Source organism: Paenibacillus sp. FSL P4-0127 (assembly GCF_038007325.1).
Taxonomy (GTDB): domain Bacteria; phylum Bacillota; class Bacilli; order Paenibacillales; family Paenibacillaceae; genus Fontibacillus; species Fontibacillus macerans.
Genome location: NZ_JBBOWY010000001.1, coordinates 221419 through 235954, shown reverse-complemented (window position 1 = coordinate 235954; position 14536 = coordinate 221419). Strand labels below are relative to the sequence as shown.

At 50.8% G+C, this 14536-nt stretch carries 14 protein-coding genes; 12 read left to right on the top strand and 2 right to left on the bottom strand.

Annotated elements, in window-relative coordinates:
* The first annotated feature begins 415 nt into the window (after positions 1 to 415).
* Entirely contained in the window at positions 416 to 637 is a 222-nt protein-coding gene (locus NYE74_RS00865) for a hypothetical protein (protein ID WP_036626805.1), read from the top strand.
* A 902-nt stretch (positions 638 to 1539) separates the two neighbouring features.
* Positions 1540 to 1863 carry a hypothetical protein gene (locus NYE74_RS00860; RefSeq protein WP_036626800.1) on the top strand — a complete coding sequence of 108 codons (324 nt, stop codon included), beginning with the start codon at positions 1540 to 1542 and terminating at the stop codon, positions 1861 to 1863.
* A 91-nt stretch (positions 1864 to 1954) separates the two neighbouring features.
* Here the strand turns inward: NYE74_RS00860 and hxlB are convergent, their stop codons facing one another.
* Positions 1955 to 2512: a 6-phospho-3-hexuloisomerase gene (gene hxlB / locus NYE74_RS00855; protein WP_316560393.1), complete on the bottom strand. Its 558-nt coding sequence runs from the start codon at positions 2510 to 2512 to the stop codon at positions 1955 to 1957.
* Between the two features lie 7 nt (positions 2513 to 2519).
* Positions 2520 to 3152, bottom strand: coding sequence for a 3-hexulose-6-phosphate synthase (gene hxlA, locus NYE74_RS00850; RefSeq protein WP_316560394.1), 633 nt, complete (start codon positions 3150 to 3152; stop codon positions 2520 to 2522).
* 194 nt (positions 3153 to 3346) lie between these two features.
* Here hxlA and NYE74_RS00845 point away from each other — a divergent pair, with 194 nt between their 5' ends.
* The 10 genes from NYE74_RS00845 (at position 3347) to NYE74_RS00800 (ending at position 14530) form a co-directional block, all read left to right on the top strand.
* On the top strand, positions 3347 to 3703 hold the full coding sequence (locus tag NYE74_RS00845) for a winged helix-turn-helix transcriptional regulator (RefSeq protein ID WP_068786320.1): 357 nt from the start codon (positions 3347 to 3349) through the stop codon (positions 3701 to 3703).
* Between the two features lie 357 nt (positions 3704 to 4060).
* Positions 4061 to 4912 (top strand): copper amine oxidase N-terminal domain-containing protein, encoded by an 852-nt coding sequence (locus tag NYE74_RS00840; protein ID WP_051985768.1) that lies wholly within the window; start codon positions 4061 to 4063, stop codon positions 4910 to 4912.
* 16 nt (positions 4913 to 4928) lie between these two features.
* Positions 4929 to 7709: an Athe_2463 domain-containing protein gene (locus tag NYE74_RS00835; protein ID WP_316560395.1), complete on the top strand. Its 2781-nt coding sequence runs from the start codon at positions 4929 to 4931 to the stop codon at positions 7707 to 7709.
* 182 nt (positions 7710 to 7891) lie between these two features.
* Positions 7892 to 9259 carry a hypothetical protein gene (locus tag NYE74_RS00830; protein WP_316560396.1) on the top strand — a complete coding sequence of 456 codons (1368 nt, stop codon included), beginning with the start codon at positions 7892 to 7894 and terminating at the stop codon, positions 9257 to 9259.
* Between the two features lie 6 nt (positions 9260 to 9265).
* The gene (locus NYE74_RS00825; protein ID WP_036626788.1) at positions 9266 to 10135 is read left to right on the top strand and encodes a hypothetical protein; all 870 of its coding nucleotides are present in this window, start codon (positions 9266 to 9268) and stop codon (positions 10133 to 10135) included.
* Positions 10114 to 10944: a hypothetical protein gene (locus NYE74_RS00820; RefSeq protein WP_316560397.1), complete on the top strand. Its 831-nt coding sequence runs from the start codon at positions 10114 to 10116 to the stop codon at positions 10942 to 10944. Before NYE74_RS00825 ends, NYE74_RS00820 begins: the two co-directional genes overlap by 22 nt.
* A 12-nt stretch (positions 10945 to 10956) precedes the next feature.
* Positions 10957 to 12429, top strand: coding sequence for a CpaF family protein (locus NYE74_RS00815; RefSeq protein WP_036626784.1), 1473 nt, complete (start codon positions 10957 to 10959; stop codon positions 12427 to 12429).
* Positions 12407 to 13390: a hypothetical protein gene (locus NYE74_RS00810; RefSeq protein ID WP_036626782.1), complete on the top strand. Its 984-nt coding sequence runs from the start codon at positions 12407 to 12409 to the stop codon at positions 13388 to 13390. Before NYE74_RS00815 ends, NYE74_RS00810 begins: the two co-directional genes overlap by 23 nt.
* Positions 13387 to 14268, top strand: coding sequence for a hypothetical protein (locus NYE74_RS00805; protein ID WP_036626779.1), 882 nt, complete (start codon positions 13387 to 13389; stop codon positions 14266 to 14268). Before NYE74_RS00810 ends, NYE74_RS00805 begins: the two co-directional genes overlap by 4 nt.
* Positions 14269 to 14305: 37 nt before the next feature.
* Positions 14306 to 14530: a hypothetical protein gene (locus NYE74_RS00800; RefSeq protein ID WP_213509995.1), complete on the top strand. Its 225-nt coding sequence runs from the start codon at positions 14306 to 14308 to the stop codon at positions 14528 to 14530.
* Positions 14531 to 14536: the final 6 nt, after the last annotated feature.

Genomic DNA, 14536 nt, shown 5'->3' with positions numbered 1-14536 from the left:
AGCAGATAACAACGCTCACAACCGTTAAAATTTCGAAAGGGTCTTTTTTCGCAAAATAGCGACGGATACAACCGTTAGACTTACTTTGTCTCTAACCTTGGTATTTGGGTTCATAATTGTGCGTTACAAATATGTATATAAATCAATTAAGGATGCTCCTCTCTACCCACAAGGTTTTTCAGCTGCTAGAAACGGAACTGTGAAGAATAAGGTCAACAATACAGAATTACTTAAGGAACTACGAGCTATAGAATTCGGTACTTGGCACAAAATTTACAAGGATGGAATGAATGCAAATGGTAAAAAAATCTCAATCCACTACTTCCAAAGCCAATTAGGTCAAGTTTATAATGTCAAGGTGAAAAACGGGTGGAGTAACTCGTCAAGTCAAATGCCCAAATAAAGGAGTGGTACATTGAATTTACAAATTCAATTGAAGCATTCAGATGAGATTCAAAAATTTTTATGTATATTAAATCTTGGTATGCTTGATTCCTTACTTGAAGGGGCATTAACATTTGAAGATGCATATGCATATGCATATGCATATGCATATCTATACCGTCCTTATGTGGCACAACTTCTAAAACAAAATGATGCGAACAAGGAAATAATTGAAATGTTTGAAGAATGCTGAATGTTGGAAGATATACGAGACATAGCTCCCGAAAAGCTAAAAGATGCACTTAAGGTGAAAAAGAAAGAAACATTAGATTTACTTAAATCCATGTCTAGTACACAAAAGCCGATGTATTGGCTCAATAAATTTGACGAATGATTTAAAGACCTTGAGGGCAACCTATTCCCGGTGGTTTTTTTTCTCGCGCCTGTTTGCGGGCGGTAAGCAACGTGCTAATTCCGGTCAGAACCCCGACCAGCCTCGACACCCCGTCCAACAGTTTCAAGCACAATTCAAGAATGGACACGGCCCCACCCCCCTTCGGGTTAGCTCCACCGCGTCCACCCACCGATGCACCTCGTCCACATTTATTCCAAATTCTCGAAAATGATAGAAGCTAATTCAGAAGGCCGATACTCTTGTACTCCTGGGTCCGTCGCTATGTGTGTCTGTATACATAAACGGGTTAAGCCGGCGAGTTATCTCGATTTAATCGTTGCAGTAGTTGCAAAATGTACAATTATTTATCCGGAAATACTCCATAGCACTTGATTAAGTGCAAATCCTACAATTACTCCGCTCTTTTTTGAGGAAGGGGAAAGAAACGGGAATGTAATTGTATGAAATGCAATTAAAACGAGTGATTGGGCAGTTGGGTATGAAGTTAGTTGTGCAAAATACAATTAATCGTCGTAGTAGGTAAAGCTGATCAAGCGCATTTTTGCCAGTAAGTCGAACAGGTTTTTTATTACGATTGAGCGTTTATTTTTATCGGCTATAAATATAATTTTTTCAACAATCCCTTGTTCTAAGCGCAATGTGGGTATGGTGACATCACTTTGATGTCAATGTGATCGTATAAAAAATTTATTCACGTTGATATAATATGGGCATCACTTGGGGATGGAGTGTGATGGTCCATGGAAACGATAAGAAGCTATTTGAATGAGCTGATAGAGCTGCGGACTGATGAAATTGGGAATGGCGTGTCGATCCAAGATGAGTATCGTGGTAAATCGAAGAGATTGCAATTGTTATTCAATGAAATGCTTCAATGTTTGCCTAAGGACAAGCAATCCAAGTTGTATCAATACGAGGAACTGCAAAATGAAAGAATTTCAAAGGTTTATTCGATCATGTATAGACAGGGACTAATGGATGGGATACATATAACCGCTTTGATAGATGAGGGGAGAAAGTTTGATAACGAGTTATCACAAAAATGCGACTTTAGTCATGAGTAAGAAAACTCCGGTTCAAAAAAAGCAGGCCGTCCATAGGTCCGGCCTGCTTTGCGGCGTTATTCCAGGTTTAGTGTTATTCGAGGTCTACGCGCTATTCCAAGTTTGCGTGCCTGCCGTACATCTCGCTGCCCGTGATTCCTTTGCGTTCCATGCATTTTAGAATGACCGCGTCATAAAAAATCAACAGCGTTTGTTCGAACAAGGAGGCCATGGGCTGAATCGTATTGTAACGGCTTTGCTCCTTATCCTTCGGAGAACCCGGCAGGCGTACGATCACGTCTGCTAGTTTCCCGATGGCGGATTCGGGGGAGATGGTGACGAGCGCTACCCCGGCATCCAGCGTTTTCGCTTTTTGCGCCATGCTGACCAGCGCTTTCGTCTCTCCGGAGCCGGAACCGATGACGAGCACGTCGTCCTTGCCGATGCTGGGGGTCACCGTTTCACCGACGACGTAAGCGTCAAGGCCCATTTGCATCAGCCGCATGGCAAACGATTTCGCCATAAACCCGGAACGGCCCGCCCCGGCCACAAACACTTTATCGGCCTGGAGCAGCCGGTCTACCAACCGATCGGCTTCGGCTTCCTGAATAAAAGAGACGGAATGCTGCAGCTCTTCGATAATTTTTGCGGCGTATTGCACCGTATCCATCCGCGCGTTACCCTTGAGCGACCAATCTTTGCATTTCTGCGGCTACGGCCTTTTTGTCGGCCTGTCCGGTAATTCCTCCGCCAACGATGACAAGATCGGGATTGGCCTTGACTACGTCGGGCAGGGTGTCCAGCTTGATTCCGCCGGCCACCGCCGTTTTGGAATTTTTCACGACGTTCTTGATGATCCGCAATTGCTCAAACGGACTTTGGCCTTCCGCCTGCAAATCGTAACCGGTATGAACGCAGATGTAGTCTACGCCCAATGCGTCGATTTCCCGGGCCCGGGTTTCGATATCTTTTACATTGATCATATCCACCAATATTTTCGTATTATGTTTTTTGGCCTCTTCCACAGCGCCCCGAATCGTAGCGTCGTCCGTCGCCCCCAGAACGGTTACGATATCCGCGCCGGCTTCCGCGGCTTTCATGACTTCGTATGCGCCGGCATCCATCACTTTCAAATCGGCCAGCACTTTTAATGACGGGAACTGTTGCTTAATTTCTTTGACCGCGCGGAGACCTTCGTTGATAACCACAGGGGTTCCGATTTCCACGATATCGATATGCTCCTGCACCTCGGCCACGATTTGTTTGGCTTCAGGGATGTTGACAAGATCAAGCGCCAACTGCAATTCCATTATTATCACTCCCGATGATTTAGAATGTGGTGAACGTAAGCCCATCATAACCGCGAACTGCAAACGATGTAAGTACGCACTTTAAAAACATATAGTTACTTGAAAATGACTATATGTACTTGATTAGCACCTATTGCCCTAAAGTATACTGTGCTCCCCTTTTTGTGGTAGGATGGGATTGGAGGTGAGATAACGTGGGAAGATTTGATGAAAGAACGTTTAACTGCGAAAAAGAGCTGACCCTGCATATCATTGGCGGGAAGTGGAAAATGCTCATCATGTGGCATCTTGGCAAGGAGGGGACCAAACGGTTCAACGAGCTCCGTTCCCTCATTCCCGGAATTACCCAGCGCATGCTCGTCAATCAGTTGCGGGAGCTGGAGGAGGATCTCATCGTCCATCGCGAGGTGTATCCCGTGGTTCCGCCCAAAGTGGAGTATACGCTCACCGAACACGGCCAAAGCCTGATGCCGATCTTGGAGTCCATGTATGAATGGGGCATGAATTATAAAATCAATGTATTGAAAAATCAGGAGGTTATTGCGGAGTAAGCGCGATCCCTGCGCCAAAATTTAATAAACTATTCCGGGCCGTCCCGAAAGCAGTTTGTTTTATGCGAAGCTGCCTTTGGGGCGGCTTTTATTTTTTAGGGACATTCCAATATATTTCATTTTGCATAAATATTCGCATTTTTAAGTCTTAGGACTTAGCTAATTTCTCCAGAACTAGCGCAAAGGCACCAATAAATCAAGACTTCCAGCCCTCACCGGAGGTATTTTTTGCCGTGTATAATTTTGGTAGCCCAGGTAGCTGGAATATGTTGGTATTATAGTCATGCCCCTTAGGATGCAAGAAATAAATTTAACGCGGTTAAACACGTATTTTAAGCTTTAGGAGGGTTTAGCAAAATGAAATTCAGCAATATGAAAAAAACGATAGGGGTATTGGCATGTTTTATTTCTGCGCTGGCATGGGTGCCGGGCGCGGCTTCGGCAGCGGTAGAATTGCCGCTTCGCGTGGAATATCAGGGGAAGCCTCTCGACTTTCCGGATGCGAAGCCGTTTATGGATAAGGCGCAGCGGGTGCAGGTCCCGGTCCGTTTTGTCAGCGAAGCGTTAGGGGCCGATGTAAAGTGGGCTCCGGAGAGCAAAACGGTGACGATCCGGCTGAAAAACAACGAAATTACTTTGGTGATCGGCCAGACGCTGTATAACGTTAACGGGGAAGCAAAACAGATGGACACGTCTGCGCGCCGGATCAATGGCCGAACGTTCGTGCCGATCCGCTTTGTCAGCGAAGGGCTGGGCGCCTATACCAAGTGGGACGGCGCGGTGCGTACGGCGTACATCAGCGATACCGCGTTTGATCCGAAGCAAGAGAAGGAGCCGGGCGGCAACAAGGTCGTGGAAGAAAACATGCACGGCTTTATCGTGAAGCATAATACGGGATCTCAACTTTTTATAGATAAGGGAACAAATGAGCCGGAAACTCCTGTATTGTCATTATTAATATCGTTCCCGGAGATGAGGGGGGCCGATTATAAAATGCAGGTCAAGGAAGTAGAAGAAATTCTCTTGCAGAAGGTGGATAAAAAAACCGTTGAAGCCATTATGCAGCACATTCAAAAGAAAACCAATTGGAGAGAAGAACTTGAGGGTAAGGTGTTCAAAGACAGCAATTACGTCATTTCGGTCGGGTCGAATACCTCCGATCCGATTGCGGTACAAGTCTACGAAACCAAGAATTATATAGTTGAATAAAAAGCGGGTATCGAATATGAAAAACAGCGTGAAATGGTTTGGTTTGATATTAGTTTTAATACTTCTGACGGCAACGTTTCCCTTTCCGCCTGCCCAAGCTGCGGATAACCCGGAAGCGGCGGAGAATACGCGGCCGACGACGGTCGAGGAAGCGATTCAAAGAATTAATCGGGATATGAAGGAGTACTATGGCCTCGACAATTACTTTCCCGAGAGTATACCTAAGGACGGGCAGACGCTCAAGCTACGGAAGGATTTGATCGAAAAAAGATTGAATCCGCCGCCGGTACAGACTAAAAGAGAAGCGCGAAAAAACAACACGTTTCAAATGGTTTACGGCTCGAACCATGGAGACGAATTGGTCCATAAAGGCAGACTGGTCGTCCGGTACAGCGGGTTTAGCGTAAACGGGCAATCCGTTTCTTCCGACGATTTTCCTTGGGATGCTGGTTGGAGCGGGACCCAAATTCAGGATTATAATTTAATTCCTGAACCTTGGAATAAAACGAGGGTTACGGAAAAGTATGGGATTCGGCCAAATCGCTTTGACAAATACAAAGACCCTGCCAACAAATATCTTAGCGACGGAACTTTTGAACAACTGATCATTCAAGGACTAAATACGGAGTACGCGGGGATACCCTACTCCGAATTTATGTACGACAATCAAGACTCTGATTATGCAAAAGTTGATGTATATAAAGAGGGCGCCAAACCGAGTAAGGGCGGCAACTGGATCGATTATGTCCATGTCTTGCAGCCCCCGACCATGTTTTCTTGGGGGTTTGGTACCGTCTATATGGACAACAGCAATATCGGCGTGACGTATTTGGACATCCCGATCGCCCCTTACGCTTTGTTGGAGTCCGATTTGTCGGCATCGTTTGAAAAATTGCCGCATGAAGCGGCTAAGGGCGAACAAGTCCAGGTGGCGGTAAGGGTGAATTCTACCTTCGCCGATCCGGTAACGACCAACTATTCGTGGACTTTGACGCAGAAAAACGGAACAAAGCTGACCGCACAGGACGACAACCTGTCGTTTTCCGGTCATGCCAATCAGGAATCCGGCGCTTTCGAAATCAAGAATCGAACGGGTGTTGTTCTTTACGCCACCTTTACGATGCCGGACAGCGACGTCCGCATTCAGTTTAAGGTCAATGAAGACGGGAAAATGCCCAAAGAAACGATCCTGGGCAACAATGTGCTCGATTCCAACCCGCTGGCAATAAAACTATTGAAGCCGACACCGCTGAATTACGACGTGCTGTCCACCAAGGTGAAGTTTCCATTAAACAATGGGAATCCGATTGCCGCCGCCTTGACGCTGCCGCGGCCGGACGCTTACTGGGTTAGTAATGCGACGGGTGAACTTAAGGTGAACAACGATACGAAGGATTTATTTCGCGATTTTGAAGTCGAAGGTAATCCATTGGTCGACGAACCGAGTGCATGGATTTCGCGAAATCCGATTGTTCACGCCACCATTAAACGCGAGGATTTCGGGGACGATCCGGTAAACCGCAAGTGGTCGCCTCACAGCAATCCTAAAGTGCCGATCCGCAGAAGCGGGACGGTGTCCTATGAAGGTTCCGTCAAAAGGGACTATGAATATAAGGTTGAAGTCTGCAGTAATGGCGTATGCCGTACCGAGGTCAGAAGGGAAACGGCCCACGCCGACTTCGATTCCGGGGAGGACAGGGAAGTCTACGACGTCTACGTCTACAACGGGACTAAAGAACTTGGAAAACATACGTACAAGAACGAGATCGAGAACAATACTTCGGACTCCAAAACCAAAAAGATGTTCTGGGAAAACGAACCCTATGAGTATGACGTCATCCGCTGGATGAAGCACCTCGACGAGAACGGTCAACCGTACGACTGGACGGCCGTCCCCGGCCGGTTCCGGCGCACGTTCACCCAGCAGGCCAGCGGGGACATCGCCTGGAAAAGCGAAAGCACGATGGCGCAGGAATACCAGAAGGCCCGGGAAGCGGCCGGCAATAAAACGAACAGAAAATCGCTGTACGACAAGGCGGTATTCGCCACCGACCGGCAGCTGCAAAAATATGCGTATCCGATCAAATCCGGGTACTATTTCAACCCGGCTGGAAAGTACACGTTTACGGTTAAAACCGTCATGTACAAACAGTCGGATAACGATACGCAGGATCACAAGGACCTGGTCAAAGCGTTGATCGATTCGTTCCGTTACGAAACGAACTTGATTTATATCAACAGCAAGAAGGACGCGGTCAATATCGCAAACGAGCCATTGGCCTCCAAGGGCGGAGGGTTCAGAGCGGAAGCCGGAATTCTGACGGCCGAGCAGCCCAAAGGCGTGGATGGCAAAGTGCTGCTGAACGTGCTGGACCGGGAAGACGACGAGTCGCGTTATAGAAAAGTGGTTGAGCCAATCTATTACTCCCAGGATCAGGACGAAAGCAAAACGCATCAATACTGGAAACGGGTGCTCGAAGGTTACAAAGAGTCGAATACGCAAGGCAGCAAGGACAACTACCAGTATCGGGAGTACGTTGCTGACAAACAACCAAAGATGTACGAAATTACCGAAACAACGACCGTCACGATCGAAATCAACCCGGACAATATCCCGGTCTATACTCACGCCAACATGCAAAACGGCAAGTATTACGTCAAAGCTTGGATCGACGACGCGCCGCTCTCCGGAGGCGGCCATACCTACAAAAAGCTCGGCACTTTGCAGGGCGTCGATGTGCTCGATAACATCGAGGTCACGGTCGTAGGGTCCATGTTTGACGATTTGAACGACTGACGGAAATGGGACAAAGGAAGGGAGGCCGGCATGTCCGCCCGCGGCTTTCCTTTAATGCCTTCAGACTCTTTTTTATAGGAAGAAAGTCCATAAAAAGGCTGAGGGGACCATATTAGGTATTGTATGTAAACCATGCTGTTGCTAAAATAGCGACAAACAAGGGAGGAAAATATTACTAATCTATGGTAATTCTCATCGTTTCCGGCGGATTTTATCGAATCGTGTCGGGCTATTTGCCGGACAGGCTTGAAGCTGTCCAGGCCGATGCGCTGACACTGCAGGATTTGCCCGGCTATCTTCAGGAGAACAACCCGGCAGTGGATGGCGTGCTGTTGACCGACGAGGCGTTTTCAGGGAGTCAGGAACCGGATCTGGGCCATTTTAACGCGGCCTTGAACTGGTTCAGCGACCGCCGGGGGGCGGAGGTCCCGGTCTTTTTACTCACCAGAAACCCGCTCAGGTCCCAGCAACTGGAGCCGCTCCTGCAGAAGTACGCCGGCCTGCGGATCGTCGTTTGCGACGAACCGCGAATCCCGCTCGGCCTGATCCGTTCCGTGCTGGGTGAGCTGGCCGCGGGGCGACACGGACGGTCCCCCAAACCACAGCGCGCTCCCGTGGACACGCCTGTGGAGGAGGCGAAGCCGGAGAAGAAAAGATCCTTCTTCAGCCGCTTCCGCGCCAAAGCCGAAAAAGACGAAGCGCAGCCCGAGGCCACCGATCCTCTGACGAAACGGATGGCGGGGATCAGCCGGGGCATGAGCCGGGTTGTGGCCGTTACCGGACACCGCGGCAGCGGGCTGACCAGCACCGTGGTGAATCTGGCGCATGAAGCCAGCAAACGCGGGCTGAGCACGATGATCATCGACATGGACGCGGAGTACCGGAGCATGAACATGTACTTCGGCAGGTTCCATGAACAAAGCAATAAATACGACGAAATGAGCGCCTCCCTGATCCGCACGCTCGCCCGGCCCCAGGATTACATGACGACGGCCTGCAGCATCAAGGACAATTTGTGGCTGACTGCGCTCGGCTACTCGTTCCAGGACCATAGGCTGATGGGCCAGTTCTACACCAGCGACAAGCTGGTGGGCCTGCTTTCTTTGCTAAGGACGAAGTTTAACCTGGTCTTGCTTGATATGCCGCTTGACTTGTTCCGGGAGTTCCGGGAAACGATGATTCACATCGATATTTTTGGATTGTGCGTCCCGAACAACCTGCACGCGGTGCTCAGCACGATCCGCAACGTCGAGGTCGTGCTGGACGCGGAGAAGGCGGCCTACCTCAACGCCAAGTCGAAGGTGATCGTGACCAAATACAACGACCGCTCGCGGTTCCAGGACGCTTTGTTTGCGCCGGAGCGGGTGGGCGAAGTGCTGGCCGGCGGACTTAGCGAGTGTTTTCGTTACGAAATGAACCTCGCGGGACATGTCCCGTACAATAACGGCTTCGACTCCCAGATCGAGACGGAGATCGCCTTGACGAATCTCGCGCCGGAGTATGAGCAAGCTTTCGGCCATATGCTTCTAAGACTGATGGAAGGTGCGTAACACTCGATGGATTTAACGACGATCAAAAGCGTTTCGCCGAACCGCAAAATTTTCAAAAAAATCATGGCCCTGGCCGTCAGCGTTACCGTGATCATCGTCTCGTTCATCGTGCTCAACAACGCCAACGAGGCGGCCAAGGACACGGTGGAAATCCTTCGCGTCGATCACGACGGCGGCATTCCGGCCGATCAGGTGATCACCGAGAAGATGGTCCGCAAATACGCCCTCATCCGCAAGGAATATACCGAGGATATGGTACTGGCGGCGGATCTGGAGGCGGTGGCGGGCAAATACGCGGAGTATTACTTGCGGGACGGCGGCATTTTGTATAAAGACCAGCTGCGGGAAGAAAAACCGCTCAAAAACGAATGGCTGTACCAGCTCGATGAGAAGCACGAAGTGTTGACCCTGCCCTACAACTTCCTGGAAGCCGGCGGCGACATCCTGATGCCGGGGGACACCGTCAGAATCCGCGTCTCCTATGAGAAGGAGGAAAGCACATCCTCCGGCAATCCCAATTTTGGGGGAACGAGCACGGCGATCAAGACGGAGGTATTATTCGATCAAATCACGGTGAAGGATATGCTCAATGCGAACAGCCACTCGATTTATGAAGTGTATAAAGAGGTGCTCAAGCTAAGCGAGGACAAACGGCAGGAAGTGATGAAAAGCGAGGACTTCATGAAAAGCATCCAGCCGCGGGCGCTTTTGCTAGAGGGCTCCAAGGAGCAGATCGACAACTTTGCCAAATATAACGGCTATGACGGGAAGAAATACCTCATCACGATCCTAAGCCGCAAAAACAGCGACGTGATCCTGGATCAGCTGCCGACGCTGCAAAATGAGGTGGAGTCATGGATCAAAGAGAAGAACTAAAGCTTGACCGGATTTTGCAAAAAATTTCGCCGAAGGACTACCTTGGCGGGGCGGAGCTCCAGGAGAGCAAGCTCATCTACAGCGTCATCGGCTTCATTCCGGCCTGCGATCTCGCCGACAACGCGATCCTGATCAGCAATTTGGGGTATTTGCTGGCGCAGAAGGGGCTGAATACGTGCATCGTCGACTTAAAGGCTTTTCAGCCGAACCTGTTTCATTACCTGGACGTGGAGCCGCCCAAGCAGGGGAGAGGATTGCTGCGGGTCTTAAAAAGCGACAAGATCGATTTTCGCGAGGAAATGACAAGCACGAAATATGAGCGGCTGTATCTGCTGGCGCCCAGTCCCCATGATCTGATCGAGGAGTATCTCGATTTCGAATTCGAGCATTTGGAGCGGGTGATCGGCACCTTGAAAGGGATGTTCGACATTATTCTGCTCGACATCCCGAACAATCCGCCGCTCGAGCTGTGCCTTGGAGCGATGAAAAGCTCGCATATCGGCTTTTTCACCGCGTCCGAACGGGTTGAGGCCTTGAGCAACATGGTCAGGCTGCTCGATTTCGCGGCTTCGGTCGGGATCAGCACCGCCAAATTCACAAGTGTCATCCTGATGAACATGCAGGATCTCAAATACGATTACAAGGGCCTGCGCGAATACGGCTTTAACATCGCCGCGGCGATGCCGCTGGTGAAAGCCGCTTATGCCGCGTCCCTCGAAGGCAAGCTGTACGTCAGGGACAGCGCCCTGGTGAACAAGTATTTCATGAAGGAATTGAAGCGGCTCGCGGATATTCTGGGCAAGCAGTAAGGGGGTGGAAGGATGCTTACGCGCGCCAAAGTCAGCGAAATGCAGCAAAAAGTGTCGCAGCAGAGCGGCGGCAAAAAAGAAGATTTGGAAGAATTGAAAAACAAATATACGACCATTCAATTCGAAGAGGCGCTGGAGCTTTGCCAGAAATACATCACGAAGGTCGCCACCCACGCCTTCCGGCGGGAAACCGACCCGGCCCGCAAGCGGGAAATGACCAAAGCCTTCATCAACGAGTTCGTCGATTCGCAAAAGCCGGTCGTGGAAGGGTATTACGAGCTTGCCGCGCTGAAGCACGCGCTGACCGACGAGATCACCCATTACGGCCCGATCACGAAGGCGATGGAAGATCCGGCGATCGACGAGATCCGCATCAACGGACCGGAGCAGATTTTTGTCGAAACCGGCGGAAAAACGCTGCCCTGGGAGCCGCACTTTATCGACCGCGAGCATCTGGAGCGGATCATTTCCAAGCTGCTTGGCGTCTCCAAGGTCCGGCTGACTCCGAAGGTGCCGATGGTCAACGCCCGGACGATCGAAGGGTACCGGGTGAATGCCACCCATGCGGACATTTCGCCGTACGACATGCCGGCTGTGGTGATCCGGAAATTCAGCAAGAAGAGCATCACCCCGGAAACGATGATCAAAAACGAGTCGTTTTCGGTCAATATGTTCAAGCTGCTGTCCCTGCTGCCGAAGGCCGATTTGTCCTGGATTACCGTCGGCCCAACGGGGAGCGGGAAGACGACCCTGAACGAGATTCTGGTCAAGGAGATCAACCCGCTGTCGCGGATCATTACGATCGAAAATCCTTCCGAAATGCGCCTGCTGCGCCGGGAAGGCGGCGGCGAGCACGGCCGGGTCATCAACGACGTGCTGCAGTACGAATCCGTTCCCGACGAGGACGATGCCAGCCCGGCGACGATGGAGAACCTGCTGATCAATGCGATGCGCCAGTCGCCGCACTGGATCGGCCCGGGCGAGCTGCGGACGCCGGGGGAATTCGCCACCGCGCTGCGGGCGGCGCAGACGGGGCACTTCTTCTTCACGACGCTGCACGCGGAAGGGGACCGGGAAGCGATTTACCGCTTCCTGACCGCCTACCTGATGGCCTCCAACGAGCCGGCGGAGCTGGCTTTGCGGAACATCTGCAGCGCGGTCAAGTTTATTATTTTTCAGGAAAAGCTGGCCGACGGCACCCGGAAGGTGACCTCGATCTCGGAGGTGCTGGGTTCCGAAGGGCTGGAGCCGATCGTGAACCCGATCTACAAATTTATTTCCGAGGACGTGCTGGAAGAAGAGGGCACGCACCGGGTGCTGAAAATCGTCGGCAAGCACAAGCGCGTGGGACAGCTGTCGGAAAAGGTGCAGCAGACGATGATCAAAGCCGGGATCAAGCGCAGCCGTTTCGCGTTTTTGACCCGGCCGCCGGAAGACGACGAAATAGAGGAGTATGCGCCCAATGGATACGATTTCAGCCATTAGCCTGCTGCTGGGCATCGCCGCTTTCATCGTATTCAACGCCGTGTTTGAGGTGCGTTTTTTTGAAGGCACGGGGCGTTTTTTCCTCGGGATGCTGGATACGCTGGCGGAATACCTCGGCAGGTACAACACCAAACGTTATGTGGAGCGGATCAAAAAAGAGCGGATCGTGAAGCGGAAGGAGAACATCTACGCCAAATACAACCGGCTGGTGGAAGGGCTTATTCTCGACTTCAACTTGCCGCTGACGCTCGAAAGCTTCACCTCCCTTTTGTGCATCGCGTTTGCCGTCATGGTGCTGGTGATCATTCTTTTTATGGAGAACGTCACCTTGTCGGTCGTGATTACGATCGCCATATTCGTTGGCCTGCTCACGTATTTCACCATGCAGTCGAAGGCGATCAAGGCGGAGAAGCTGGAGAGCATCATGGATGCCGAGGACATCATCTGCCCGCTCGCCCGGGAAGGGGTGCTGGTGGCGATCAAAAAAGTGATGGAAAGCGACGAATACATCCGCCCGAGCATCCGTCCTTATTTTCAGCAGTTTATCGACAACTGTGAAAACAACGGCTATTCCTTTAAGCAGGCGATCACCGTGCTGAACCGGCAGCTTGGTCCGAAATTCGACAACTTCACGAAAAAAGCCATCGTGTTCGAATACAACGAGCGCAAAGGGATGGCCGACATCTTCCTCGACATCGTGGACGAAAACGCGGTGCTGCGGGAAATCAACGCGCGTAAAGACCGGATTTTCCGCAAGATGAACCGCGATTTTCTGCTGAAAACCGCGATTATCGTGTTGTTTTTCATATATGCCTTGTCCGTCAAAGACTTTCGCGAATTTATGCTCTACGCCAGCTACGGAAAGGTCATCAATACGGTGATGATCAGCATCATCTGCCTCAGCTTTGCCCGGACGCAGACTTTGCAGGGGGATCTGGGGATTGGCGGTGAGCTGAAATGACGCTTTTGGCGAAGCTGGCCGCGCTGGTGTCGATCATTTACCTGGTCAAGGTGTTCGCTTACCCGATTTTCAAGCCGGTGCAGGCCAAGCAGAAGAAGCGCAACCGCAAGTATTTGAAGGAGCGCAAACACGCCCGGTTCCGGGAGAAGCTGCGGACATGGAAGAAAAACGCCGCGGTAAAATACGTCAGGCCCCTGCTTGGCGGCGCGGAGCGGCTGCGGTTTAAAAAAATGCTGGACAGGCTCGATCTGACGATGACCCCGGAGGAACTGCGGCTCGAGCAGATTTTGTATACCGGCGGCGCGGTGCTGGTGACCGCGGTCGTCCTGAGCGCCAACCGGCTGCTCGGCTGCGTGGCGGCGATCTTTATCATTTTGGGCTGGCTGTACCCGGTGTCGGAGATGGAGAAAAAAATCGAGCGCAAAAACCGCAACATCGCCCGCGATTTCCCGGGGTTTTACAGCATGGTGTACTACCAGTATTCGAAGTCGATCAACATCTATTTGGCCGACGTGATCCGCGATTACCTGCCGAACGCCAACGCCGACATGGCCGAGGAGCTTGGGGTGATGCTGGACAATATCGAATACGGCGAGGAATTCGCGCTGAAGCAGCTAAAGCGGCGGGTGCCGATTCACTATATCATCAAGTTTTGCGATTTGATGGAAACCCGGCTAAAGGGGTATGACAACATTTCGCAGATGGTGTATCTCAAAAACGAAATCGACAGCTTCCGGATTCGTTTTTTGGAGGAGGAGCTGGAGCGGCGGGAGCGGACCAACGGCCGGATTCAGTTCGTGCTGATCGGGATTCTCGCGCTGTATATCGGCATCTACTATCTATTTACGATCATGGATTCCATTCAAATGTTTCAATAAACATCTAAAAATAAGGAGTTAAGGGGAGGTTGTCACGATGAAACAGGTGGAAAAACAAGCGAGTCCAAAGAAAGGAATCCGTGCGTTTTGGGAGGATGAGACCGGGGACATTGGGGTCAAGCAGATTGCCGTAACGGTGGGGGTTATTGTTATTATTGGCTTAATTATTGGGGCTGTAAATGACAACCTTGCAACCTGGATCGACGAAGTATGGAAATATTTTATGAAAATAATTCAAGATCTTACAGATTCCGCTGCGTAATCCAAA

What these genes read in the sequence shown, in the direction of transcription:
- NYE74_RS00860 (WP_036626800.1), top strand. Translation starts at nt 1,540, where the DNA reads ATGGAAACGATAAGAAGCTATTTGAATGAGCTGATAGAGCTGCGGACT.
- hxlB (WP_316560393.1), bottom strand. Translation starts at nt 2,512, where the DNA reads ATGGATACGGTGCAATACGCCGCAAAAATTATCGAAGAGCTGCAGCAT.
- hxlA (WP_316560394.1), bottom strand. Translation starts at nt 3,152, where the DNA reads ATGGAATTGCAGTTGGCGCTTGATCTTGTCAACATCCCTGAAGCCAAA.
- NYE74_RS00840 (WP_051985768.1), top strand. Translation starts at nt 4,061, where the DNA reads ATGAAATTCAGCAATATGAAAAAAACGATAGGGGTATTGGCATGTTTT.
- NYE74_RS00835 (WP_316560395.1), top strand. Translation starts at nt 4,929, where the DNA reads ATGAAAAACAGCGTGAAATGGTTTGGTTTGATATTAGTTTTAATACTT.
- NYE74_RS00830 (WP_316560396.1), top strand. Translation starts at nt 7,892, where the DNA reads ATGGTAATTCTCATCGTTTCCGGCGGATTTTATCGAATCGTGTCGGGC.
- NYE74_RS00825 (WP_036626788.1), top strand. Translation starts at nt 9,266, where the DNA reads ATGGATTTAACGACGATCAAAAGCGTTTCGCCGAACCGCAAAATTTTC.
- NYE74_RS00820 (WP_316560397.1), top strand. Translation starts at nt 10,114, where the DNA reads ATGGATCAAAGAGAAGAACTAAAGCTTGACCGGATTTTGCAAAAAATT.
- NYE74_RS00815 (WP_036626784.1), top strand. Translation starts at nt 10,957, where the DNA reads ATGCTTACGCGCGCCAAAGTCAGCGAAATGCAGCAAAAAGTGTCGCAG.
- NYE74_RS00810 (WP_036626782.1), top strand. Translation starts at nt 12,407, where the DNA reads ATGGATACGATTTCAGCCATTAGCCTGCTGCTGGGCATCGCCGCTTTC.
- NYE74_RS00805 (WP_036626779.1), top strand. Translation starts at nt 13,387, where the DNA reads ATGACGCTTTTGGCGAAGCTGGCCGCGCTGGTGTCGATCATTTACCTG.
- NYE74_RS00800 (WP_213509995.1), top strand. Translation starts at nt 14,306, where the DNA reads ATGAAACAGGTGGAAAAACAAGCGAGTCCAAAGAAAGGAATCCGTGCG.